Source organism: Actinomyces sp. 432 (assembly GCF_009930875.1).
GTDB lineage: Bacteria > Actinomycetota > Actinomycetes > Actinomycetales > Actinomycetaceae > Actinomyces.
Genome location: NZ_CP025249.1, coordinates 1,251,975 through 1,274,794 on the forward strand (window position 1 = coordinate 1,251,975; position 22,820 = coordinate 1,274,794).

Annotated in this window: 19 protein-coding genes, 1 tRNA gene and 1 pseudogene; 18 read left to right on the forward strand and 3 right to left on the reverse strand. The window is 70.1% G+C overall.

The window, feature by feature from the left end; all coding sequences use genetic code 11:
* Nucleotides 1–37: 37 nt before the first annotated feature.
* Nucleotides 38–910 (forward strand): class I SAM-dependent methyltransferase, encoded by an 873-nt coding sequence (locus CWT12_RS05140; RefSeq protein ID WP_161923959.1) that lies wholly within the window; start codon nucleotides 38–40, stop codon nucleotides 908–910.
* Here CWT12_RS05140 and CWT12_RS05145 read toward each other — a convergent pair.
* Complete coding sequence (locus CWT12_RS05145; RefSeq protein ID WP_161923960.1) at nucleotides 904–1,374, reverse strand: DUF2992 family protein; 471 nt, start codon at nucleotides 1,372–1,374, stop codon at nucleotides 904–906. The two genes, CWT12_RS05140 and CWT12_RS05145, sit on opposite strands and share 7 nt — an antisense overlap.
* Before the next feature lie 310 nt (nucleotides 1,375–1,684).
* Here CWT12_RS05145 and CWT12_RS05150 point away from each other — a divergent pair, with 310 nt between their 5' ends.
* From CWT12_RS05150 to pyk, 13 genes are all read left to right on the forward strand, one after another.
* Nucleotides 1,685–2,752, forward strand: a complete 1,068-nt coding sequence (locus CWT12_RS05150) for a tRNA (adenine-N1)-methyltransferase (RefSeq protein ID WP_161923961.1) — start codon at nucleotides 1,685–1,687, stop codon at nucleotides 2,750–2,752.
* Nucleotides 2,745–4,406 carry a proteasome ATPase gene (arc, locus tag CWT12_RS05155; protein ID WP_161923962.1) on the forward strand — a complete coding sequence of 554 codons (1,662 nt, stop codon included), beginning with the start codon at nucleotides 2,745–2,747 and terminating at the stop codon, nucleotides 4,404–4,406. Before CWT12_RS05150 ends, arc begins: the two co-directional genes overlap by 8 nt.
* Complete coding sequence (gene dop, locus CWT12_RS05160; RefSeq protein ID WP_161923963.1) at nucleotides 4,403–6,109, forward strand: depupylase/deamidase Dop; 1,707 nt, start codon at nucleotides 4,403–4,405, stop codon at nucleotides 6,107–6,109. Before arc ends, dop begins: the two co-directional genes overlap by 4 nt.
* The gene (locus CWT12_RS05165; RefSeq protein WP_161923964.1) at nucleotides 6,106–6,288 is read left to right on the forward strand and encodes a ubiquitin-like protein Pup; all 183 of its coding nucleotides are present in this window, start codon (nucleotides 6,106–6,108) and stop codon (nucleotides 6,286–6,288) included. The genes dop and CWT12_RS05165 overlap by 4 nt, the downstream gene beginning before the upstream one ends.
* Nucleotides 6,285–7,751, forward strand: coding sequence for a Pup--protein ligase (gene pafA, locus CWT12_RS05170; RefSeq protein ID WP_237564324.1), 1,467 nt, complete (start codon nucleotides 6,285–6,287; stop codon nucleotides 7,749–7,751). Before CWT12_RS05165 ends, pafA begins: the two co-directional genes overlap by 4 nt.
* Nucleotides 7,748–9,085 carry a hypothetical protein gene (locus CWT12_RS05175; protein WP_161923965.1) on the forward strand — a complete coding sequence of 446 codons (1,338 nt, stop codon included), beginning with the start codon at nucleotides 7,748–7,750 and terminating at the stop codon, nucleotides 9,083–9,085. Before pafA ends, CWT12_RS05175 begins: the two co-directional genes overlap by 4 nt.
* A gap of 3 nt (nucleotides 9,086–9,088) precedes the next feature.
* Nucleotides 9,089–9,859 carry an imidazole glycerol phosphate synthase subunit HisF gene (gene hisF / locus CWT12_RS05180; RefSeq protein ID WP_161923966.1) on the forward strand — a complete coding sequence of 257 codons (771 nt, stop codon included), beginning with the start codon at nucleotides 9,089–9,091 and terminating at the stop codon, nucleotides 9,857–9,859.
* A 101-nt stretch (nucleotides 9,860–9,960) separates the two neighbouring features.
* Entirely contained in the window at nucleotides 9,961–10,332 is a 372-nt protein-coding gene (locus CWT12_RS05185) for a DUF4190 domain-containing protein (protein ID WP_161923967.1), read from the forward strand.
* Nucleotides 10,333–10,413: 81 nt separating this feature from the next.
* Nucleotides 10,414–10,791 carry a DUF2752 domain-containing protein gene (locus CWT12_RS05190; RefSeq protein WP_237564325.1) on the forward strand — a complete coding sequence of 126 codons (378 nt, stop codon included), beginning with the start codon at nucleotides 10,414–10,416 and terminating at the stop codon, nucleotides 10,789–10,791.
* A gap of 82 nt (nucleotides 10,792–10,873) precedes the next feature.
* Nucleotides 10,874–11,314 (forward strand): phosphoribosyl-AMP cyclohydrolase, encoded by a 441-nt coding sequence (gene hisI, locus CWT12_RS05195; RefSeq protein ID WP_161925313.1) that lies wholly within the window; start codon nucleotides 10,874–10,876, stop codon nucleotides 11,312–11,314.
* A gap of 7 nt (nucleotides 11,315–11,321) precedes the next feature.
* Nucleotides 11,322–12,146 carry an indole-3-glycerol phosphate synthase TrpC gene (locus CWT12_RS05200; RefSeq protein WP_237564326.1) on the forward strand — a complete coding sequence of 275 codons (825 nt, stop codon included), beginning with the start codon at nucleotides 11,322–11,324 and terminating at the stop codon, nucleotides 12,144–12,146.
* On the forward strand, nucleotides 12,147–13,013 hold the full coding sequence (gene lgt, locus CWT12_RS05205) for a prolipoprotein diacylglyceryl transferase (RefSeq protein WP_237564327.1): 867 nt from the start codon (nucleotides 12,147–12,149) through the stop codon (nucleotides 13,011–13,013). It abuts the gene before it with no gap.
* Nucleotides 13,014–13,084: 71 nt separating this feature from the next.
* Nucleotides 13,085–14,515: a pyruvate kinase gene (pyk, locus tag CWT12_RS05210; RefSeq protein WP_161923969.1), complete on the forward strand. Its 1,431-nt coding sequence runs from the start codon at nucleotides 13,085–13,087 to the stop codon at nucleotides 14,513–14,515.
* Between the two features lie 635 nt (nucleotides 14,516–15,150).
* Here pyk and CWT12_RS05215 read toward each other — a convergent pair.
* Nucleotides 15,151–15,227 (reverse strand) — tRNA-Leu (locus CWT12_RS05215).
* Between the two features lie 66 nt (nucleotides 15,228–15,293).
* On the opposite strand from CWT12_RS05215, the gene CWT12_RS05220 reads away from it, so the two are divergent.
* On the forward strand, nucleotides 15,294–15,902 hold the full coding sequence (locus tag CWT12_RS05220; RefSeq protein ID WP_161923970.1) for an ANTAR domain-containing response regulator: 609 nt from the start codon (nucleotides 15,294–15,296) through the stop codon (nucleotides 15,900–15,902).
* Between the two features lie 63 nt (nucleotides 15,903–15,965).
* Here CWT12_RS05220 and CWT12_RS05225 read toward each other — a convergent pair whose 3' ends face one another.
* A complete protein-coding gene (locus CWT12_RS05225; RefSeq protein ID WP_161923971.1) occupies nucleotides 15,966–16,490 on the reverse strand; it encodes a PaaI family thioesterase in 525 nt (174 codons plus the stop codon).
* 89 nt (nucleotides 16,491–16,579) lie between these two features.
* Here CWT12_RS05225 and polA point away from each other — a divergent pair.
* From polA to CWT12_RS05240, 3 genes and pseudogenes are all read left to right on the forward strand, one after another.
* Nucleotides 16,580–19,278 (forward strand): annotated as a pseudogene (gene polA, locus CWT12_RS05230) (DNA polymerase I).
* Between the two features lie 243 nt (nucleotides 19,279–19,521).
* A complete protein-coding gene (gene rpsA, locus CWT12_RS05235; RefSeq protein ID WP_161923972.1) occupies nucleotides 19,522–20,976 on the forward strand; it encodes a 30S ribosomal protein S1 in 1,455 nt (484 codons plus the stop codon).
* A gap of 122 nt (nucleotides 20,977–21,098) precedes the next feature.
* On the forward strand, nucleotides 21,099–22,796 hold the full coding sequence (locus tag CWT12_RS05240; RefSeq protein WP_161923973.1) for a hypothetical protein: 1,698 nt from the start codon (nucleotides 21,099–21,101) through the stop codon (nucleotides 22,794–22,796).
* The last annotated feature ends 24 nt before the right edge of the window (nucleotides 22,797–22,820 follow it).

Genomic DNA, 22,820 nt, shown 5'->3' on the forward strand with positions numbered 1-22,820 from the left:
CTCCGCTGCTTCGCCACTGCCATGTGATACTGACGTCATGAGCGACGCTGACCCGACCCGTCACGCCGAGTACTTCGCCGACAACCGGGCCAACTGGGACGATCGCGCCGCACTGCATGAGGCCAGTGGCTACGGCATCGAGGCGCTGCTCGCCTCCCCGACCGCCATCTCCGCCGAGATCACTCCGGACCGCGAGCGCCTGGGTGACCTGAGCGGATTGGACGTTGTGCACCTCCAATGCCATCTCGGCCTGGACACGGTGAGCCTGGCACGCCTGGGCGCCCGCCGAGTGGTGGGTCTGGACCTGTCGGGCGAGTCCCTGCGCCGCGCCCGGTCCATCGCCGAGCGCGCCGGCGCCGACATCGACTTCGTGCAGGCCAATGTATACGACGCCCGTCAGGCGCTGGTGGGGGACTTCGACCTCGTATACACCTCCTTGGGGGTGCTGTGCTGGCTGCCCGACGTGGCAGCATGGGCCCGCGTGGTCGCCTCGCTGCTGCGGCCCGGGGGCCGTCTGGTACTGCGCGATGATCATCCCGTCTTCCAGGCGGTGGGCGACGACGTCAGTCACGGCCTGATGCTCCACGAGCCCTACTTCCAACGCGCCGATCCCATGACCTGGGAGGATGCGGGCTCCTACGTCGCCGCCGCCGACGGGTCGCCCGCCATCACCCATACGGTCAGCCACCAGTGGAACCACGGCGTCGGCGAGATCCTCACTGCCCTGCTCGCTGCCGGGCTGGTGCTCGACGAGGTGACCGAGACCCGTTACTCCGCCTGGTGCCGTTGGCCCGAACTCATGGAACGCTGTGCGGAGGGTTTCCGCTTCGCCGACCCGGCCCTGCGCGACCGGCTTCCGCTTCAGCTCGCGGTGATGGCCCACCTGCCGGAGCAAGTCGGAGGTCAGTGACCCCGGTGGCGGCGTTTTGCCCTTTCCCGGCGTTGCTCGTAGCGCTCGCGCTGAAGCCGTTTTCGTTCCGCTGCCGACGCGTGTGAGCGGGCGGCGCCGCGTTCCTCGCGCGCCCGCGCCAAGGCCTCCTGCGACGCCGTCGAGGGCGCATGCAGGGCCGCCTGCTTGGCGGCCTGGCGGGCGGCGCGCTTGGGATTGACGCGCTGCGCCCCGCCCCGGGAGGCGGACTGTACTCCGGGACCGGCCAGCGCAGTGTCGATCAGCTGTCCGCCGTGGGCGAGCAGCCAGGCGTACAGCTCGGCGTCGCTGGGCAGGGCTCCGAGTACCTGGCGGGCGGCGTACACGCGGCCGCCGGAGGTGATGGTCAGGACCAGCACCCAGAACTGGCCGTCAAAGTAAACGCTGCTCTCCGCTGAGGAATTGAGCGTTGTGGATGGGGCGGCCGTCGGCGACGTATGCGGCATGAGGACTCCTACGGGTGCGAAAAGCGCACCCGGTGCAACTGGAGTCCTCGGCCCCGGCGTTCGGGCACGTGCCCGAACGCCGCAGGACCGCGGTGACGAGCGCCTGATTCTGCGGGCCCCGTGGGGGAGCGGCGCCATCCGGACTTCCTCCGGACCGTGCAATTCGTGCAACCGGGTCGGCGCCCACGGCTGGGGCGCCGAGAACAGCATAGATGGTGGCGAGGGCGGGAATCCGGACTCCGGTGTGGGTCGTCCGCATCGGGATACCGTGTGACGCCGACGTACCCGGGAATCACTAGACTCGGGCCCGATGAGCGAGCAGACCACTCCCGCCGTGCAGCCGCGCGTGGCCACCCAGCAGGTGCTGGGGCAGGCCGGGCGCCGTGGCCCCTTCCGCTACGGCGAACGCGTGCAGGTCACCGACTCCAAGGGCCGCAAGCACACCTTCGTGCTCGACCCCGGCGGCTACTTCCAGTCCCAACGCGGCAGCTTCTACCACCGTGACGTGATCGGCCGCGACGAGGGCACGGTGATCACCACCGAGTCCGGGCACGAACTGCTGCTGCTGCGCCCACTGCTGGCCGACTACGTGCTGTCCATGCCGCGCGGCGCCCAGGTCGTCTACACCAAGGACGCCGCCCAGGTGATCGCCTTCGCCGACATCTTCCCCGGTGCCCGCGTGCTGGAGGCCGGGGTCGGTTCCGGCGCCCTGACCATGAGCCTGCTGTCCGCGATCGGGGAGGGCGGCCACCTGCTTTCCATCGAGCGGCGCCATGACTTCGCGGCGATCGCCGCCTCCAACGTCGACTCCTGGTTCGGTCGCCACCACCCCGCCTGGGAACTGCGCACCGGCGACTTCGCCGACGTGGTCCCCGTCCGCGTCGCTGACGCGAGCGTGGACCGCGTAGTGCTGGACATGCTCGCCCCCTGGGAGAACATCGACGCCGCCGCCCGCGCCCTGGTACCCGGTGGCGTGTTCCTCGCCTACGTCGCCACCGTCCCGCAGCTGTCGCGCACCGTGGAGGCGCTGCGCCGGTCCAGGCGGTTCACCGAGCCCGAGTCCTGGGAGTCGGCGGTACGTAATTGGCACGTCGACGGCCTGGCCGTGCGTCCCGACCACCGTATGGTCGCCCACACCGGCTTCCTGATCTCCGCCCGCCGCCTCGCCGCCGACTCCGCCCCGCTGACCCGTAAGCGCCCGCCCGCCCGCGGCGCCTACGACGACGCCGGCTACTGGACCATCGAGGACGTGGGGGAGCGCACCAGCACCGACCGCAAGGTTCGCCGAGTATTGCGCGACTGCCGGGCCAAGCAGCCCGAGGACGCCACCCCGGTTCAGCCGGGCCTGCCCGGTCCGCAGGAGTCGGAACATGAGTGAGTCCCAGCCCTTGGGCATGCCGGCGCGCGACTTCACCAGCCACCAGCTGCGTGAGGCCCGCGCCGAGGCCATCAGCCTGTCCGCCAAGAACGAGCGCCTCGCGTCGGCCCTGAGCGCCGCCCGCGAGCGCATCGCCGAGCTCGGCACCCAGCTCGACGCCGTCACCCGCCCACCCGTCACGCTCGGCCTGCTCACCGGCCTGCCCGGTCCCGCGGAGGCCGACGTGTCCCTGGGCGGACGTCACCTGCGGCTGGGGCTGCACCCCGATCTGGAGGTGGCCGAGCTGGAAGTGGGGCAGCGCGTGGCCGTCAACGACCAGATGCTGGTGGTCGCCGCCCTGCCCGCGCCCGACACCGGCGAGGCCGTCACCCTGGATGAGGTGCTGGCCGACGTCGACGACGTCGCGACCGTCGGCGAGAGCACGGCGGCGCCCACGGCCCGCGCCCTGGTCACCACCGGCTCCGGCGCCACCCGCGTGGTGCGCGTGGCCGGGCACCTCGACGCCGACGCGCTGCGGCCCGGCGACACGCTCGCCGCCGACCTGCGCGCCGACCTGGTAACCGCCCGCATCGCCCGCACCAGTGTCCAGCAGCTGGTGGTCGCCGAAACCCCGGACGTGTCCTGGGACGACATCGGTGGCTTGGGCCCGCAGATTCAGCAGATCCGCGACTCCCTCGAACTGCCCTTCGCCCACCCCGGCCTGTACCGCGCCTACGGGCTGCAGGCCCCCAAGGGCATGCTCCTGTACGGCCCGCCCGGCTGCGGCAAGACCCTGATAGCCAAGGCGGTCGCCACCTCCCTGGCCCGCTCCACGGGCGCCGGCGTCCACGACGCCGCCTTCCTGAACATCAAGGGCCCGGAGCTGCTGAGCAAGTTCGTCGGTGAGACGGAGCGGCAGATACGCGCCATCTTCGACCAGGCCCGCAAGGTCGCCGCCGAGGACCGTCCGGTGGTGATCTTCTTCGACGAGATGGAGGCCCTGTTCCGCACTCGTGGCAGCGGCGTCTCCTCCGACGTGGAGACCATGATCGTGCCGCAGGTCCTCACCGAGATCGACGGCGTCGAGTCGCTGAACAACGTGGTCATCATCGGCGCCTCCAACCGGGAGGACATGATCGACCCGGCGATCCTCCGGCCCGGACGATTCGACGTGAAGATTCGCATCGACCGCCCCGACGCCGCCGGTGCGCAGGAGATCCTCGCCAAGCACCTGCGCGCCGACCTGCCCCTGGACCCGGCGGAACTCGCCGCAGCTGGAGGCCACCGGGAGACCGCCGCGGCGGCCATGCGCCGCGCCGCCATCACCGACCTGTACGCCCGCACCCCCGAACGGGCGGTACTGGAGCTCGCCTACGCCTCCGGGCGTCGCGAGACCCTGTACCTGGCCGACTTCGTCTCCGGCGCCATGCTCGCCGCCATCGTCGCCCGCGCCAAGACCGCCGCCATTAAGGATGAGCTGGTCGGCGGGGACGGCGGACTGTCCACCGAGCGGCTGCGCGCGGCGGTCGCCGTCGAGGCCCAGCAGAACGAGGAGATCACCGCCGCCACCGCCCCGGAGGCCGCGGCCCGCGTCGTCGGCCACCGTGGCGAGATGGTGCGCGCGGTGCGCCGCCTGACGGACGCGATCACCACAGACCGACAGGAGAACGCATGAGCGCGCCCGAGTCCAGCCAGTTCAGCCCGGTGCGGCGCCCCGTCGGCCTGGAGACCGAGTTCGGGGTGCTTGAGCCGGGCAACCCCTATGCCAACGCCGTAGTCATGGCCAGCCGCATCGTGTCCGCCTACGGCACGTCGGCCCGCCCCGACGCCGGCACCCGGCAGGCCGTACGCTGGGACTACGAGGGGGAGGACCCGCTCGCCGACCTGCGCGGAGGCCGGCTGGAGCGCGCCGCCGCCCACCCCAGCCAACTCACCGACGAACCCGATTGCCCCGCCCCCTCCGGCGACCTCCCGTCGCCCCCATGGGGCACGCGTCCGCGTCCCAGTGCCGCCGAGGCCGCCCTGCCGCAGGCCACCACCGCGGTGCTCGCCAACGGTGCCCGCCTGTACGTGGACCACGCCCACCCCGAATACTCCTCCCCGGAGGTGCTCACCCCCCGCGATGCGCTGGTGTGGGACCGGGCCGGGGAGGTGATCGCCCGCCGCGCCATGGCCGCCCTGGACCCGCGCGACGGCGAGGTTGTCCTGTACAAGAACAACGTCGATGGCAAGGGCGCTGCGTACGGCTCGCACGAGAACTACCTGGTGCGCCGCGCTCTGCCCTTCGACACGCTGGCCGCCGCCCTGATCCCCTTCCTGGTGACCCGGCCCGTATTCGCCGGCGCCGGCCGGGTCGGTATCGGGCAGCGCAGCGAGCGCCCCGGCTTCCAGATCAGCCAGCGCGCCGACTACGTCGGCACCGACATCGCCCTGCAGACCACCTTCAACCGGCCCATCGTCAACACCCGCGACGAGCCGCACGCCGACGCCGCCCGCTTCCGCCGCCTGCACGTGATCAACGGGGACGCCAACCGCTTCGACGTGCCGATCTACCTAAAGGTCGCCAGCACCGACCTGCTGCTGTGGTACCTGGAGCGCGCCCACGACCGCGGCCAGGGCCTGGGGGCGCTGGAAGACTTGCGTATCACCACCGACCCGGTGGAGGAGCACTGGGCCCTGTCCCACGACCCGACGCTCAGCTACGCGCTGCCCACCGCCCGCGGCCGACTGACCGCAGTGGAGATCCAGCGCGCCCACCTGTACGCCATCACCGCTGCCCTGGGCGAGGACTACGGCGGCATCGACGCCGAACACGTCGGCGCCGAAACCGCCCAGGCGCTCGCCCTTTGGGACGAGACCCTGGAGGCGCTGGACGCCTACGCCACCGCTCACGGCACCCCCGCCCAGGCGCAGGCAACCGCCCGCGCCGCGCAGCTGGTCGAATGGGTCGCCAAGCTGCAGCTGTGCGAGCGCCTACGCGAGCGCTCCGGCACCGGCTGGGACGACCCGCGCCTGGCCGCCGCCGACATCCAGTGGGCCGACCTGCGCGCCAGGCGCGGCCTGGCCGAGAAGCTCATCACCGCCGGCCGCACCCGCCGCCTGGTCACCGACGCCGAGGTGGAGGCCGCCGCCGACCAGCCTCCCGCCGGCACGCGTGCCGCAGTTCGCGGCACGGCGGTGGCCAACCACGCCGCCGTCGTCGCCGCTTCCTGGACCAGCCTGGTGCTGGACGTGCCCGGGCGCGCCGAGCTGCTGCGCCTGCCGCTGCCCGACGCCGTGGCCGTATCGGAAGCCGAGTCAGCACGTATCCTGGGCGCCGTCCAAGACGCCGCCACCCCCGCAGAACCGGAAGAATCAGAAAGCCAGTCACGCGCATGAGCCTGAACGAGCAGATCCAGCCCACTCCCGAACCCGCCGCGCCCGACCCGGCACCGGCCGGAGGCTCCGGCCAGACGCAGGCCGTCGGGGTTGACGACATCCTGGATGAGATCGATGCCGTCCTGGAGACCAACGCCGCCGCCTTCGTCCAGGGCTTCGTCCAGAAGGGCGGGCAGTGACGTTGAGTGCGCCGTCGGGCACTCCAGCCGACCGGCGCGCCCCCGCCCGGCGGATCATCGGCGTCGAGACCGAGTACGGCATCACCTGCGCCTCCACCGCCGGCGGCCCACCACCGCTGGACGCCGACCACGCCGCCCGCGAGCTTTTCGCCCCCCTGATCGCCCGCGGCCGCTCCTCCAACGTCTTCACCCGCGGCGGCGCCCGCCTGTACCTGGACGTGGGCTCCCACCCCGAGTTCGCCACCGCCGAATGCGATAGCCTCACCGACCTGCTCGCCCAGGACCGGGCCGGCGAACTCACCATGGCCGACCTGGCCGCACAGGCCAACGCCCGCCTGGCCGCGCAGGACGTGCCCGGCCGCATCCACCTGCTCAAGAACAACCTGGATGCCGAGGGCGCCGGCTTCGGCTGCCACGAGAACTACCTGGTGCGCCGCCGCGGCGACTTCTGGAACGACGCCCGCACCCTGGTGCCCCACCTGGTGACCCGGCAGATCCTGGTCGGCGCCGGCCACATCCTCACCGACCCGGCCGGGAAGCGTCCCGCCCGCTACGTCTTCTCCCAGCGCGCCGACCAGATGGAGGACGCTGTCTCCTCGGCCACCACCCGCTCCCGCCCGCTCATCAACACCCGCGACGAGCCGCACGCCGACGCCGAGAAGTACCGGCGCATGCACGTGATCGTCGGGGACTCCAACATCGCCCAGGGCTCAACCCTGCTCAAGGTCGGTGCCATGGACCTGCTGCTGGACTACCTGGAGGCCGGCGGTGACCTGTCCGACCTGCGCCTGGCCAACCCCATGCGGGCCATCCGCGACACCTGCCATGACCTGACCGGCACCGTGCAGCTGGAGCTGGCGGACGGACGCACCATCACTCCCGTCGGCCTGCAGGCCGAGCACCTGGAACGCGTACGCGCCCACGCCGACGCCGAACTGGACCTCACCGACGCGCACCGGCACGTACTGGACCTGTGGGAGCGCGGCCTGGAGGCCGTGCGCGCCGGCAACCCGGCGCTGGTGGCGACCGAACTCGACTGGGCCGCCAAGCAGCAGCTGCTGACCCGCTACGCGCAGCGCGCCGGCACCGGCCTGGACGACCCGCGCGTGGCCCGCCTGGCCCTGGCCTACCACGACGTCGACCCCACCGACGGGCTGCGCCTGCGCCTGGAGGCCGCCGGCCTGCTCAAGCGCATCGTGGACGAGCCCGCCTGCCGGGCCGCCGTCGACACGCCTCCGGCCACCACCCGCGCGCACCTGCGCGGCACCGCGGTCGCCCGCGCCGAAGAGCTGCGCCGCGACCTGTCAGTGGACTGGGTCAACCTCAAGCTCGACGACGGGCACACCCGCCCCGTCGCCCTGCGCGATCCCTTCGCCGCCGTCGATGCGCGCGTCGACGATCTGGTGGCCGCAATGGAGGGGCCGATTTCGCCACGCTCTGGCATACTCGTAACCAGCCCATGAATCCGTACGCCGATCAGACCACGCCCGTGCCCGCATCGGGGCCGGACGGCAAGCCCTTGACCCGCCGGCAGCTGCGCGAGCTCGAGCGGGAATTCGAGCGTGCTCGTCAGCACAGTCTTAGCGAGCACGGTACGGCGCCGCCCCCGGCGGTGGTGCATGTAGACGGCGGTCCCGGTATTCCCACGGCGGTCAACTCATTGGTCGGCAGCTCGCAGCCGGAGCCGCCGCCGATTACCGGTGCACAGCGTGCGATCGGGGCCGCTCTGGGACGGCCCCGGCCCCGCGGACGCGTCGCGGTCATACTCGCCGTCATCGTGGTTGCGGCGATCGTGCTGATGCCGGTCATTGTCTCCCGCCTCGGTCACGGCGGCGAGGAGACGGGCAGCGTAAGCAGCCAGGTCACTGCGGCGGATGCGCCCATCGACTCGGTGCTGGAGGTGGCCGGCCGGGTCGGCTCGGTCCCCGTGGTGTCCCTGATCTCCCCGCTGGCGCCGGCCACTTCCGTCAGCACCGACACACTGATCGTCGGCGACGGTCGCAGCCTGTCGGCAGGCGACGCCGTACTGCTGTCCGTATCCACATTCTCGGGCACCAACGGGGCGAACACCACCGGAACTCCCACCGGCGTGCGTATCTACCGCGGAACCGTGGACCCGGACGCACTCGGCGAGATACTCGCGGAAACGGTGACCGGGGCGACCGAGGGGTCCCGCCTGGTGCTGCGCGCCCCCGTATCCGCCCCGGACGGCGCCGTCGCCACCGAGATCACGGTGGTCGACGTGCTGCCCACCACCGCGGTAGGGCAGGAGCAGAGCCCCGTCGAGGGCCTGCCGGTTGTAGCCGTCGCCGACGACGGCACCGTCTCGCTGTCGATTGAAGGCCTGCGCGCCCCCAGCCGGGCCGCCGCCTCCGTCCTGATAGTGGGAGCGGGGCAGCAGATCGACTCCGGTGACGTCATCATTGCCCGCTACGCCTTTGTCAACTGGTCCGATTCCACCCTGGGTACCTCCAGCTACGGCGCCAGCACCGTTCCCGGCACGATTGACATGTCCAACACGATGTCCGGGATTGCCCAGCAGCTCGTAGACGTAACCGTGGGCAGCCGGATCGTGCTGGCGCTGCCGGCCGATCAGGCGGCTGGCGACGACGCCCTGGCCGTGGTCATCGATATTCTCGCCGTCGCCGCCGACGGCACCCTCACCGACGCCACGACGGCACCCAGTGCAGGGGCCACGGCTGACACGGAGGGCATTATCAGGGTTACTCCCAGTCCAGAGGCCGCGCGGCCCGCAGCTGCCGCACCTGCTGGTGGGAGCGGGAAGGAGGAGCGGTAGTCCATGAGTGTTGCGGTGCGCGTGATCCCCTGCCTGGACGTCAAGGACGGTCGGGTGGTCAAGGGCGTCAACTTCACCGGTCTGCGTGATGCGGGCGACCCGGTGGAGCTGGCGGCCCGCTACGACTCCCAGGGCGCCGACGAGATCACCTTCTTGGACGTGTCCGCCTCTGCCGAGGGGCGTGCCACCATGCTTGAGGTGGTCGCCGCTACTGCTGCGCAGGTATTCGTTCCCCTGACCGTCGGTGGTGGGGTCCGCAGTGTGGAAGATGTCGACCGTCTGCTGCGGGCCGGCGCCGACAAGGTGGGTATCAACACCGCCGCCATTGCCCGCCCCGAGCTGCTGACGGAGGTGGCTGCCCGCTTCGGCAACCAGGTCGTAGTACTGTCCGTGGACGCCCGCCGCTGCCCACCGGGCGTGGCCACGGCCTCCGGCTATGAGGTCACCACCCACGGCGGCACCCGCTCCACCGGCATAGACGCCGTCGAGTGGGCGGCGCGTGCTGCCGCGCTCGGCGCCGGTGAGATTCTGCTCAACTCCATGGACGCCGATGGCGTCACCGGTGGCTTCGACCTGGAGATGCTCGACGCGGTGCGCCGCGCCGTGCGCATTCCGCTGATCGCCTCCGGAGGCGCCGGGCGGCCCGATGACTTCGCCGCTGCCGCCGACCACGGTGCCGATGCGGTCCTCGCCGCCAGTGTCTTCCACTACGGCACCATGACTATCGGGCAGGCCAAGGAGGCGCTGCGGGCGGCCGGCCACCCGGTGCGCTGAGCCCCTGGGCAACCAGGCCGGTCCAGGATGGGTAATTCTCCCCATACTTTCGAGCCGAGTCCTCGTGTTACGATCCGTGACGCACTAGGAAAGGCAGATATATGACCAGCTATGACCCCAACCAGAACCCCGGGAACAATCAGGGCTACCCGGCAGGGCAGGCCCCGCAGAACCAGGCTCCCAGCTACAACCAGCCCGCTGGCTACGGCATGAACCCGATGATGCCGTCGACCGAGAAGAACAACCTCGGTGGATGGGCCCTGGGACTGGGGATCGCCTCCGTCCTGTGCTGCGGGATTTTCACCGGTATTCCCGCCGCCATTTTGGGCTACCTCGGAATCCAGGCCGCTAATGAGGGGCGGGCCAGCAACAAGGGCATGTCGATCGCCGGCATCATTCTTGGCGCGCTGTCCATCGTGTCGATGATTATCGCTTTCGCCACCGGCACGTACTCAGAGCTCCTCAACAGGTGACCCGTCCGTCTTGTGAGCTATGACCAACTCTCCGGAGTTCTCGAGGTCGATACACGCCGCCGCGTCTTAATGGGCGCGGCGGTGGCCATATCGTTCCTGCCCGGAGCACTGATCATCGGATCCGGACTCCTTGGCCGGGACGGAATGGACTTGTGCCCGGTACACCGCGCGACCGGACTGTGGTGCCCCCTGTGCGGTGGCACGCGCGCAACCCGGGCGCTCCTGCACGGCGACCTGACGGCGGCTGCGGGGTACAACCCCTTTGCCCTGGTGGTTCTGGCCGCGGGTGCCGCAGTGCTACTGCGCTGGATCATCGGCCGCTGCCGTGGCAAGCCGCGCCCATTGCTAACCCCGCGTGAGGCCGTTGCGGTGTTCGCAGTGGCGGGTGTCTTCGCCCTGCTGCGCAACCTTCCGGGTATGTGGGTCTATCTGGGCCCTCTCCTGGGCCCGCCCGGATGACGGTGGCCGACGGCGCACCCGGCCGTGGGAGAATTGCGCAGTGACTTCCTCCCACACTCCAGCGCAGCCCAGTAATCCGCACCTGGGGGACTCATCCCCGGTTTCGCTCCTGCCGACGGAGCTCGCTGCCCGGCTGAAGCGGGATGCGAACGGCCTGGTTGCCGCCGTCGTCCAGCAGTACGACACCCGCGAGGTCCTCATGCTCGGGTGGATGAACGATGAGGCGCTGCACCGCACCCTCACCGAGGGCCGTGTGACCTACTGGTCCCGGTCTCGGCAGGAGTACTGGCGCAAGGGCGACACTTCCGGCCACTACCAGTACGTCAAGGCGGTGTCCCTGGACTGTGACGGAGACGCGTTGCTGGTTGAGGTGGACCAGGTCGGCGCCGCCTGCCACACCGGTAAGCGCACCTGCTTCCTGGCAGGTGGTGACTTGGGTGCCCGAGCGGGGGAGCGTCCCTCTAGCCGGACAGATTTGCCTGAGCGCCCCCTCGCCGGGAACCATGAGGAGCGGAGGGAGTGACCACCGGGTGAACAGCTTCGAAGAGCTCGCCGCGACGGCGCGTGCCTGCGTGTCCGTGCGCGAGCACCACGTCCCGCTGGATGAGCTCAAGGAGGCCGTGCGTGCGGCACCGGCCTGCCGTGACGCCCTCGCCGCGCTGCGCGGCGAGGGGAGAGCGGTGTCGGTCATCGCTGAGGTCAAGCGCGCCACCGCCACCTTCGCTGATCTCTCCGGCGTAGGCGACGTCGCCATTCTGGCGGGCTTCTACGCCGCCGGCGGGGCCGCCTGCGTCTCGGTAGTGACCGAGCCGGCCCGCTCCCACGGCCGCCTGGCCGATCTGGACGCCGTGCGCGCCGCCGTCGAGGTGCCGGTCCTCGTCAACGACGTGATCGTCACCCCGTACCAGGTACACGAGGCGCGCGCCCACGGTGCCGACCTGCTCATGCTCGACGCCCGGCTCGAGCCCCTGATCCTGGAGTCGCTGATCGACCGGACCCAGTCCCTGGGCATGGCGGCCGTGGTGGAGGCGCACTCGCGCAGCGAGGCCGTCCAGGCCGTGCAGTCGGGTGCGCGCCTCGTCTCCGTGGACGCCCGTGACCCCCAGACCCGGGAAGTAGACCGCTCCCGCTTCGAGCGGGTGGCGCAGGTCCTGCCGGCATCCGTAACCCGCATTGCCGCCGGGGGTGTGCGCGGACCCCATGACGTAATGAGCTATGCGCGTGCGGGCGCGGACGTCGTGCTCGTCGGTGAGGCGGTCATCCGCTCCGCCGACCCCCAACAGTTCGTTGCCGAGCTGGTTGCCGCGGGCAGCCATCCGGCGCTCCTTCCTGCAACTCACCGAGAGGCGCCGTAAGTGCCCGTCACCTCCCTCGCCCCCGCCGCGGTGCTCGCGGCCTCCATCCCCAGTCCGGCCCGCGGGGTGTGGCAGCTGGGACCACTGCCGCTGCGCGCCTATGCGCTGTGCATCCTCGCCGGGGTGTTCGTCGCCGTGTGGTGGAGCGACCGCCGCTACCGTGCCGCGAGCGGGGGAGCGGACCAGGTGCTCGATGTCGCCCTGCTGGCCGTGCCCTGGGGCATTGTGGGGGCGCGGCTGTACCACGTCGTGACCTCCCCGGAGGCGTATTTCGGTGCACATGGGAACCCGGCGCTCATCCCGCAGGTCTGGCGCGGCGGACTCGGCGTCTGGGGCGGCATCTTCTTCGGCGCGCTCGCTGCCGCCTGGCTGCTGCGCCGCCGCGGGCTGCGCTGGGCGCCCTTCGCCGACGCCGTCGCCCCGGCGCTGCTGGTAGCGCAGGCCATCGGCCGGCTGGGCAACTGGTTCAACCAGGAGCTGTTCGGCTCCCCGACCACGCTGCCCTGGGGACTGCAGATCGACGATGCGCACCTTCCGCCCGGGTACGCCTCCGGCACCCTGTTCCACCCCACGTTCTTGTACGAGGCCCTGTGGAACCTGGCCGGCGCAGCCTTCCTGATCTGGCTGGAGCGGCGGCTGCGACGCCGCGACGGCGCCGTGGGTGGACGGCTGCTTTGGGCCTACCTGATGGTGTACACCGCCGGCCGCGTATGGATCGAGTGCCTGCGCATCGACGACGCCCACATCATTGCCGGACTGCGGCTGAACGTGTGGACATCGATCCTCATCTTCCTGGTCGGGCTGGCCTGCTTCACCGTCCTGTCACGTCGTCCCCTGCACGATGAGGTCACTGCGCAGCGGCGGTGATGACGGTCCCAACCGGGCGGCAAGTGCGTCGGTTGCTCGTGCCCGGGCCGGTAGTCAATTAGGCTTGGCCCATGCGCAGAGCGAAGATCGTATGCACCCTTGGGCCCGCCACCGATTCTCCTGAACAGGTGCAGGCGCTCGTGGACGCCGGCATGAACGTATGCCGCATCAACCGTTCCCACGGCCGCGCCGAGGACCAGGAGGAGGTCATCGCCCGCGTGCGTGCCGCTGCTGAGGCGTCGGGCCGGGCCGTCGCCATCCTGGTGGACCTGCAGGGCCCGAAGATCCGCCTGGGCAACTTCGTGGACGACCAGAAGGTGATGCTCAACAAGGGCGACGAGTTCACCATCACCACCGATGACGTGCTGGGCACCGTCAAGCGCGTCTCCACGACCTTCAAGGGGCTGCCCGGGGACTGCCGTCCCGGCGACCGCCTGCTGATCGATGACGGCAACGTGGCCGTCCGCGTCACAGCGGTTACGGACACCGACGTGGTCACCCGCGTCGAGGTTCCCGGCTACGTCTCCAACCACAAGGGCATCAACCTTCCGGGCGTGGCCGTGTCCGTCCCCGCCCTGTCGGAGAAGGACCGTGAGGACCTGCGCTGGGCGCTCAAGATCGGCGCTGACCTCATCGCCCTGTCCTTTGTCCGCAATGCCAACGACATCAAGGACGTCCACGAGATCATGGACGAGGTCGGCGTACGCATCCCGGTGATCGCCAAGATCGAGAAGCCGCAGGCGGTGGAGAACCTGCTGGACATCGTCTCCGCCTTTGACGGCATCATGGTGGCTCGCGGCGACCTCGGGGTGGAGATGCCACTGGAGGCGGTGCCGCTGGTGCAGAAGCGTGCCATCGAGCTCGCCCGCCGCCAGGCCAAGCCGGTGATCGTCGCCACCCAGGTGCTGGAGTCGATGATCCAGAACCCGCGGCCCACCCGCGCGGAGGCCTCCGACTGCGCCAACGCGATCCTCGACGGTGCCGATGCCGTCATGCTCTCCGGGGAGACCTCGGTGGGCGCCTACCCGATCGAGGCCGTGCGCACCATGGCCAACATTATTGAGAACGTGGAGGAGAACGGCGGCGAGCGCATCGCTCCGCTGGGCTCCTACCCGCAGACCCGCGGCGGCGCCATCACCCGTGCCGCCGCCGAGATGGGCGAGCAGCTCGATGCCACCTACCTGGTCACCTTCACCCAGTCCGGTGATACGGCGCGCCGCCTGTCCCGCCTACGTTCAACTATTCCGCTGCTGGCCTTCACCCCGCTGCGCTCGACCCGCAATCAGCTCTCCGTCTCCTGGGGTGTACAGACATACGAGGTGCCCGAGGTCAAGCACACCGATGACATGGTCGACCAGGTCGATGAGGTGCTTCAGGCCAAGCACCTGGCCCAGCCGGGCGACGAGGTGATCATCGTCGCGGGCATGCCCCCGGGCACTCCCGGCTCCACTAACTCCATCCGCGTGCACACGGTGGGGGAGCGCAGCGACTACCGGGTGTGATGCCGCGGCTATGCGCAATGTCGCTCTGGTAAGGGGGTGGCGGCAGCGCAGGTAGGAGTAGCTGGCCCGGTCCGCTCCTAAGCCTGCGAACCGCAGAATCTCTGCCCCGCACTGACCGTGTGGCCCTGTGACGCACAGTGCGTTACAGGGCCACACTTGTCCTGTGCGCACCGGCGGGCACCCGGCGAGAATGCGGTGAGCCGTGCGGGGTCGCCGCGTCGGGGCTTGGCTGCGGCCTCTCCATCTCCGGGAGCGGGGACATCTGCAACGCCACTTCGGGGTTAACAACGCCTGTTAACGGCCTGCTGAAGGGCTCTGAGGTATACAGCAGGCCGTTAAGTGGCGTTGTTAACGTCCAACCGGCGTAGCAGACTCCCCAGCCCGCTCACGCTCACGGCCGGCTCCGCCCTCGTGCACGCCGGGACGGCGCCCCGGCGTCCCGGACCTTGGGCGCTCCACCGCCCCGTCCGTCAGCCACTCGGCGAGCAGAGCAGTGTGACCACCACGACCGCACGAGTTGCTCTTCCGGGCCCGGACGCGCGGCGTGTCAAAGCTTAAAACCGTCGAGTTGCGGCTTGTTCCCTCGTGTCCGCACTGGGCACGACCGCCATCTTTCGTTGAGACAGCGCCGTTCGTGGTACCTCCGGTGGGACTCGAACCCACAACACTCCGATTTTGAGTCGGATGCCTCTGCCAATTGGGCTACGGAGGCGCGTTCGCTCACACGCGGGGCGGCGTGCGGGCTTCACGACGGACCCGAGCATACTAGTATCGAGCCGTGAGCAACGAGTCCGCTTCTTCCAAGTCCCGCAGAGTCCTTGTCGCCGAGGACGAGACCCTCATCCGCCTGGACATCGTCGAGACCCTGACGGATGCAGGCTACGAGGTCGTCGCCGAGGCCGCGAACGGGGAGGAGGCGATTCGCCTCGCCGACGAGCACGAGCCCGACCTGTGCGTCATGGACGTGAAGATGCCGGTACTGGATGGCATCACTGCTGCCGAGCGCATCATCGACGCGCACGGCTGTGCCGTGGTGATGCTGACGGCCTTCTCCCAGACTGAGCTGGTGGAGCGCGCCGGCGCCGCCGGCGCCATGGCCTACGTGGTCAAGCCCTTCACTCCGGGGGACCTGATTCCCGCCATCGAGATCGCCATGTCCCGCCACGAGGAGATCCGTTCCCTGGAGTCGGAGATCTCCGACCTGCAGGAGCGCTTCGAGACTCGTAAGCGCGTTGACCGCGCCAAGGGCCTGCTCATGGAGCGGATGGGCCTCAGTGAGCCCGAGGCCTTCCGCTGGCTGCAGAAGACATCCATGAACCGTCGCCTGACCATGCGTGAGGTAGCCGACGCCGTCATCGAGCAGGTCGGCGGCGCCAAGAAGGAGTAGGCGGGAGCGTTCCCGCGCGCGGGGGCCAGGGGAAGGGAACTACGGGGAGCTACGGACGGGCCTTCAGAAGCCGTCCACCTCCACGTACAGGCAGCGCAGCGTGCCGTGGGCGACGACGTGCCCGTCCTCGTCGCTGACCTCCACCCGGTAGACGGCGGTGCGCCGCCCGCGGTGCAGGGGCGTGGCCACTGCGGTCACCCAGCCACGCCGTGCCGGCCGTAGGTGGCTGACCTGCAGGTCGGTGCCCACCGGGGCGGTGCCCGTCGGCGCTGCCTCCCGCGCCGCCACTGACGCCGCCGTCTCCACCAGGGCCGCATTGGCGCCCCCGTGCAGTACTCCGGTGACCTGCCGGGCGCCATCCACCGGCATGCGCACCACCGTGTGCTCGGCAGAACGCTCCTGAAGCTCCATGCGCAGCGTCGCCATGAGAGTGCCGTCCAGGGAGTCGACGGGCCCGGATGCGCCCAGGGCGCTAATTGCCGAGACCGCCGAGCCGGCTGCCCGGGGCACCGGGAAGGGACGGGCGGACTTGGCGGGGAAGGCCACGGGCGCGTCCGCCGAGGCGGATGCGGGATGCTTGTCGCTCATACCCTTAGGCTGTCACGGTGAGCACCAAACAGACCAGCCCCGCCGCCCGGGACGTCGCAGGGCGGCTGCTCCTCATCGACGGGCACTCCATGGCCTTCCGCGCCTTCTATGCCCTGCCGGCAGAGAACTTCACCACTACTACCGGCCAGTCAACCAATGCCGTGTACGGCTTCGTATCCATGTTCCTGTCCCTGCTGGAGCAGGAGCGGCCCACGCACGCGGCCGTGGCCTTCGACCTGCCCGGAGGTACCTTCCGCACCCAGGAGTACGCCGAGTACAAGAGCACCCGCGATGAGACGCCACCCGCCTTCGCCGGCCAGGTCGAGCTGCTCCAGGACGTGCTGGCGGCCATGGGAGTGCCCACGGTGACCGCACCCGGATACGAGGCCGATGACATCCTGGCCACTCTTGCCGCTCAGGGGCAGCGCGAGGGAATGGAGGTGCTCGTCTGCTCCGGGGACCGCGACTCCTTCCAGACGGTCACCGAGCACTGCACGGTCCTGTACCCGATCAAGGGCGTGTCCACGCTGCGGCGAATGACCCCGGCCGAAGTCGAGGAGCGCTACGGCGTGCCGCCGGAGCGCTACCCCCACCTGGCCGCGCTGGTCGGCGAGACCTCCGACAACCTTCCGGGCGTGCCGGGAGTCGGCCCGAAGACCGCCGCCAAGTGGATCCGCCTGTATGACGGCCTGGAAGGCGTCATCGCCAACGCCGACCAGATCAAGGGCAAGGCCGGCCAGTCCTTGCGCGACCACCTCGACGACGTGCTGCGCAACCGCCGCCTGAACCATCTGCTGACCGACCTCGACCTCGGACTCGACCCCGCCGCCGACCTGCGGCTGGCCGGGGCCGACCGCGAGGCGCTCGGCCGCATCATGGACGCCCTGGAATTCCGTGCCCTCCAGCAGCGCTCCGAGCGGATCCTGACCTTCGCTGACGGGGCCCGTGCCGACGCCGATTCACCCGCTGCGAGTCTGGAGGCCGTCACCGTCGCTGCTGTCGGCCACGACGTCGCCCCCGGCGACGTCGCGCGGTGGCTGGACGCCAACTTCCCGGTCCGCGAGCCGTCCGCTCCGCTCGGACTGGATGTGGTCGGCACGATGCGCCCCGGCCAGGGGGATGCGACCATGGTCGCACTGTGCGACGGCGTTGCCGCCCTCGTAGCGGACCTGTCCCTGCTCGAGCCGACCGATGAGGCGGCCCTGTTCGCCCTGCTCGCCGACGCCGACCGTCCTAAGGTCGTATCCGACGCCAAGGGCGCATGGCACGCCCTGCACGCCCGCGGCGTCGACCTGGACGGCGTAATCGCCGATCCCTCGCTCGCCGGCTACCTGTGCCGCCCAGAGCTGCGCTCCTACGACGTCGCCGCGCTGGCGCAGCGGTGGCTCGGCGTCGACCTGGAGGCACTTACCGCACCGCGGGGCGACCAGGACCAAAGTGCCTTCGACCTGGAGTCCCTCGCCGACGACGCCCCCGCGGCCACCGCGCTCGCCGCCGCCCACCGGGCGGCCGTGCTCCTGCCCCTGCAGCGGGCCCTGGAGGGGCAGATGCGCGAACGCGGGGTTCTGGACCTGTACCTGGACCTGGAGATGCCGGTGTCGGCGACGCTGACGCAAATGGAGGACGCCGGCATCGCGGTTGACGACCGCGTCCTGGCCGTGCGCCAGGCCGAGCTTGACGCCCGCGTGACTCACGCCGCCGAGGGCGCCTTCGCCGCCGCCGGGCATGAGCTCAACCTCTCCAGCCCCAAGCAGCTGCAGGCCGTGCTCTTCGACGAGCTCAAGATGCCCAAGACGCGCCGCACCAAAACCGGCTACACCACCGACGCCGATGCCCTGGCATCCCTTTACGTCAAGACCAGTCACCCGTTCCTGGAGCACCTGCTCGAGCACCGCGACGCCATCAAGCTGCGGCAGACCGTGGAGGGACTGCGCAAGGCGATCGGACCGGACGGGCGCATTCACACCACCTTCCAGCAGACTATCGCGGCCACCGGTCGGCTCTCCTCCACGGACCCGAACCTGCAGAACATCCCGGCACGCACCGAGGAGGGCATGCGTATCCGTGAGGCCTTCACCGTGGGGGCGGGCTACGAATGCCTGCTGACCGCCGACTACTCGCAGATCGAGATGCGGATCATGGCGCACCTTTCCGGTGACGCCGCCCTGATCGAGGCATTCCGCTCCGGGGAGGACCTGCACCGCTACGTCGCGGCCATGGTGCACGGCATCGGCGTCGACGAGGTCACCCCCAGCAGCGCAGCCATGTAAAGGCCATGAGCTACGGGCTGGCCTACGGGCTGTCAACTTTCGGCCTGGCACGCCAGCTCGGAGTTGACACAGCCGAGGCGGCAGCCTTGCGAGAGGCCTACTTTGCCCGCTTCGGCCGTGTGCGCGACTACCTGGAGGATGTGGTCGAGCAGGCCCGCCGTGACGGGTGGACCCAGACCATGTTCGGGCGTCGCCGCTACCTGCCGGACCTGAACAGTGACAACCGCCAGCGCCGGGACATGGCCGAGCGCGCCGCCCTGAACGCCCCCATCCAGGGCAGCGCCGCAGATATCGTCAAGCAGGCCATGGTGGACGTCGCCGAGTCCCTGGCCGGTGCCGGCCTGCGCTCCCGCATCCTGCTGCAGATCCACGATGAGCTGCTGCTGGAGATCGCCCCCGGTGAGATCGAGTCCGTTGAGGCGCTGGTGCGGGACCGGATGAGCGGCGCGGCCGAGTTGTCCGTGCCGCTGGACGTGTCCATGGGGCGCGGCACCACTTGGCGGGAAGCCGCTCACTGACCCGTCGCGGAGTGACTACCGACACTGGCGTGAGAAAATCCACGTAAATCTCGGCCGGGTTTGTGACACGCCCACAAGTCACGGATTGGGAACGTGCTGGTATGGTCTTACGGGCACGCCCCTGGGCGTCGCATATGCGGCGACCAACCGTGGTGCGCAGCCGGTCCGGGCCGGCTCGCGCGGCGGGGGACGTGTGGAATCTATCGACCCGACCCTTCTGTCCATATTCGGAGCAACTACTCAATGACCACCAACACGCCCAGCCCCGCCCCGGTCGCCGTCAACGACATCGGCTCGACCGAGGAGATCCTCGCCGCCGTCGACGAGACCATCAAGTACTTCGATGACGGCGACATCGTCGAGGGCACCGTTGTCAAGGTCGACCGCGACGAGGTCCTCCTCGACATCGGCTACAAGACCGAGGGCGTCATCCTCGCTCGCGAACTGTCGATCAAGCACGATGTCGACCCCGAGGAGATCGTCTCCGTCGGCGATGACATCGAGGCCCTGGTTCTCCAGAAGGAGGACAAGGAGGGCCGCCTGCTGCTGAGCAAGAAGCGTGCCCAGTACGAGCGCGCCTGGGGCACCATCGAACGCATCAAGGAGGAGGACGGCGTCGTCTCCGGCACCGTCATCGAGGTCGTCAAGGGCGGCCTGATCCTCGACGTCGGCCTGCGCGGCTTCCTGCCCGCCTCCCTGGTGGAGATGCGCCGGGTGCGGGACCTGCAGCCCTACGTCGGCCGCGAGCTTGAGGCCAAGATCATCGAGCTGGACAAGAACCGTAACAACGTGGTTCTGTCCCGCCGCGCCTGGCTGGAGCAGACCCAGTCCGAGGTTCGCACCAACTTCCTGCAGACCCTGCAGAAGGGCCAGGTCCGCACGGGCGTGGTCTCCTCCATCGTCAACTTCGGTGCCTTCGTGGACCTGGGCGGCGTGGACGGCCTGGTCCACGTCTCCGAGCTGTCCTGGAAGCACATCGACCACCCCTCCGAGGTTGTGGAGGTCGGCCAGGAGGTCACCGTCGAGGTGCTCGACGTCGACTTCGACCGCGAGCGTGTCTCCCTGTCGCTCAAGGCGACGCAGGAGGACCCGTGGCAGGCCTTCGCCCGCACGCACGCCATCGGCCAGGTCGTGCCCGGCAAGGTCACCAAGCTGGTTCCCTTCGGCGCGTTCGTGCGCGTGGAGGACGGCATCGAGGGCCTGGTGCACATCTCCGAGCTGGCTCAGCGCCACGTGGAGCTGCCCGAGCAGGTCGTCAAGGTTGGTGACGAGGTCTTCGTCAAGGTTATCGACATCGACCTGGACCGCCGCCGCATCTCCCTGTCGCTGAAGCAGGCCAACGACGGCGTCGACCCGAACTCCGACGACTTCGACCCCTCGCTGTACGGTATGGCCGCCGAGTACGACGAGAACGGCAACTACAAGTACCCCGAGGGCTTCGACCCGGAGACCAACGAGTGGCTGGAGGGCTACGAGGCGCAGCGGGAGGCCTGGGAGGCCGAGTACGCGGCCGCGCAGGCCCGCTGGGAGGCTCACAAGGCCCAGGTCGCCCGCGCCCTGGAAGAGGACCAGGAGGACAGCGAGGCCGCCCCGGCGGAAGCCGCCACCTCCTTCTCCTCAACGCAGCCCGAGGCCACCGGTACTCTCGCCTCCGACGAGGCGCTGGCCGCGCTGCGCGAGAAGCTGACCGGCAACTGATCCGGTTCACCGGGGTCCACCTCGGTGGCCACCCTCCCGGAGCACAGCCATGATCGGGGCCCGCCCACCAACCGGTGGGCGGGCCCCGATCCGCAATGCCAGCGACTGACTACGGAGTGATCATGACGACCTGGGACGAGCTCTCGGCCCTCATACGGGACATCGGTGACCCACGCAGCCCGCAGGCGCAGCAGCGCCTGTACGAGCTAGTGGTCGCCGAGCCGCCCGCAGATGAGCCCTCGGGCCGTGCGGCCGAGGAGGTTGCGGAGTCGCTGTCTGCCATAGACCGCACCTGGCTGGCAGGATTGGGCGAGGATCCTGAGCGGCCCAGCGCTGAGATCGACGCCGCCATCGCCGCCTGCCGCTCCGTGCGCAGGAGCGCCGGGCTTTCGGCGCTGCCGCTGCGCTACGCCGAGGTGGAGCTGTGCACATACTTCGGGCAGCGTGATGATGCCTTGGAGCACCTGCGGGTGGCACGCCTGTTCTCCTTCGGCACCGTCGACGTCGGCGCCACCCTGGCCACCGCCCGCCTGCACGACGACTACTCCGGTGTGCTCCGCACGACGACAGCGGTCCCCACCCGCCCCGACGCCGATCCGGCACTGACCGCGCTGGGGCTGGCGGCGAGCCTCCTGCCCTACCTGGCGCAGCGGCGCCGAGTGGAGGCTGAGGACGCCCTGGCCTCGCTGACGGCGTTGGAGATGACGGAGCCGCTGCGGTTGCGCTTGTTGGGGGATGAGCTGGAGTACCTGGGGTTGTCCGGCCAGTGGGAGAGGGGCCTGGTCCGCTTACGTCATACCGACACCACCGCCGACGGCACCAGCGCCTGGAGCCTGCTCAATGCCGCCGTAGGCGTGAGCCTGGTGCTGCGTGAAGCCAACCGTGCCGGATACGGCTCCAACGCCGTCGGCACGCGTCTGCATTGGGACAACCCCTGGGTGGCTCCACCCCAGGTCACGGGCTGGGAGACGGTCGCCCGCACCTACGACGCCGTCACCGCCTTCGCCCGGTCCCTGGCGGCGCGCTTTGATAGGCGCAATGGAAACAATGGAGTCTCCTACCGGGTCGAGTCACGCATGGCTGCGGAGGCGGCGAGCCTGGCCGGCCGGTCATACGGCACCGTCACCGGTCCGGCCGTGGACGCACGGCGGCTGGCAGACCACCGCTCCCTGCTGGCCGAAGTCGACCGCCTGCTGGTGCTTGCCCGCGGCTACGGCCTGGAGGCGGTGCATGAACGGGCCCTGACCACGGCGGAGACCGTCAGTCGTTCCCTGGCTGAGGTTGTCGACGACTCCCAGTTGGAGACGGTTGTCGACCTGCGCATTGCCTTCGCCCGGCTGCTGCTGGAACTCGGAGCAAGCGAAAGGGCTGAGCGTGAGGCCCTGGACACCACTGAGCTGTGCCTGTCGCAGGGATGGGTGGAGCTGGCCTGCGCCTGTCTGGCCACCGCGGCCCGCAGCGCGGACGCCCGCGAGGATCAGGCGGCGGTGGCCTCGCACTGGGCGCGCGTGGACGAGCTGGTGGGAACCTGGCCGACGGGCCGTATAGGAGAGCGCATCGGGACTCTCGTAGACGCGGTTGGGCACCCCGAGACCAGCGCCCCGGCCCTGGCCGCACTCGCAGAGAGACTGGCTGCCGGTGCACAGGACGACCACGACTGCGCCGCTGCGGCCAGGGAGGCCTGCAAACGCTGCCGCGAGCAGCTTGAGCGCTGCAAGACACCGCCGGCCGGGACTGCCGACCGAATCGAGGCGGTTGAGGCGGCCATAGCCCCGTACGTTCGTGGTCGGGGCGGCCGCCACCGTGCCGACCCGCAGTGAACCGGGCATGATGTGGTTATGAGC

Excerpts from the sequence above, each read along its gene's own strand:
- CWT12_RS05140 (WP_161923959.1), top strand. The coding sequence starts at position 38 with ATGAGCGACGCTGACCCGACCCGTCACGCCGAGTACTTCGCCGACAAC.
- CWT12_RS05145 (WP_161923960.1), bottom strand. The coding sequence starts at position 1,374 with ATGCCGCATACGTCGCCGACGGCCGCCCCATCCACAACGCTCAATTCC.
- CWT12_RS05150 (WP_161923961.1), top strand. The coding sequence starts at position 1,685 with ATGAGCGAGCAGACCACTCCCGCCGTGCAGCCGCGCGTGGCCACCCAG.
- arc (WP_161923962.1), top strand. The coding sequence starts at position 2,745 with ATGAGTGAGTCCCAGCCCTTGGGCATGCCGGCGCGCGACTTCACCAGC.
- dop (WP_161923963.1), top strand. The coding sequence starts at position 4,403 with ATGAGCGCGCCCGAGTCCAGCCAGTTCAGCCCGGTGCGGCGCCCCGTC.
- CWT12_RS05165 (WP_161923964.1), top strand. The coding sequence starts at position 6,106 with ATGAGCCTGAACGAGCAGATCCAGCCCACTCCCGAACCCGCCGCGCCC.
- CWT12_RS05175 (WP_161923965.1), top strand. The coding sequence starts at position 7,748 with ATGAATCCGTACGCCGATCAGACCACGCCCGTGCCCGCATCGGGGCCG.
- hisF (WP_161923966.1), top strand. The coding sequence starts at position 9,089 with ATGAGTGTTGCGGTGCGCGTGATCCCCTGCCTGGACGTCAAGGACGGT.
- CWT12_RS05185 (WP_161923967.1), top strand. The coding sequence starts at position 9,961 with ATGACCAGCTATGACCCCAACCAGAACCCCGGGAACAATCAGGGCTAC.
- pyk (WP_161923969.1), top strand. The coding sequence starts at position 13,085 with ATGCGCAGAGCGAAGATCGTATGCACCCTTGGGCCCGCCACCGATTCT.
- CWT12_RS05225 (WP_161923971.1), bottom strand. The coding sequence starts at position 16,490 with ATGAGCGACAAGCATCCCGCATCCGCCTCGGCGGACGCGCCCGTGGCC.
- rpsA (WP_161923972.1), top strand. The coding sequence starts at position 19,522 with ATGACCACCAACACGCCCAGCCCCGCCCCGGTCGCCGTCAACGACATC.
- CWT12_RS05240 (WP_161923973.1), top strand. The coding sequence starts at position 21,099 with ATGACGACCTGGGACGAGCTCTCGGCCCTCATACGGGACATCGGTGAC.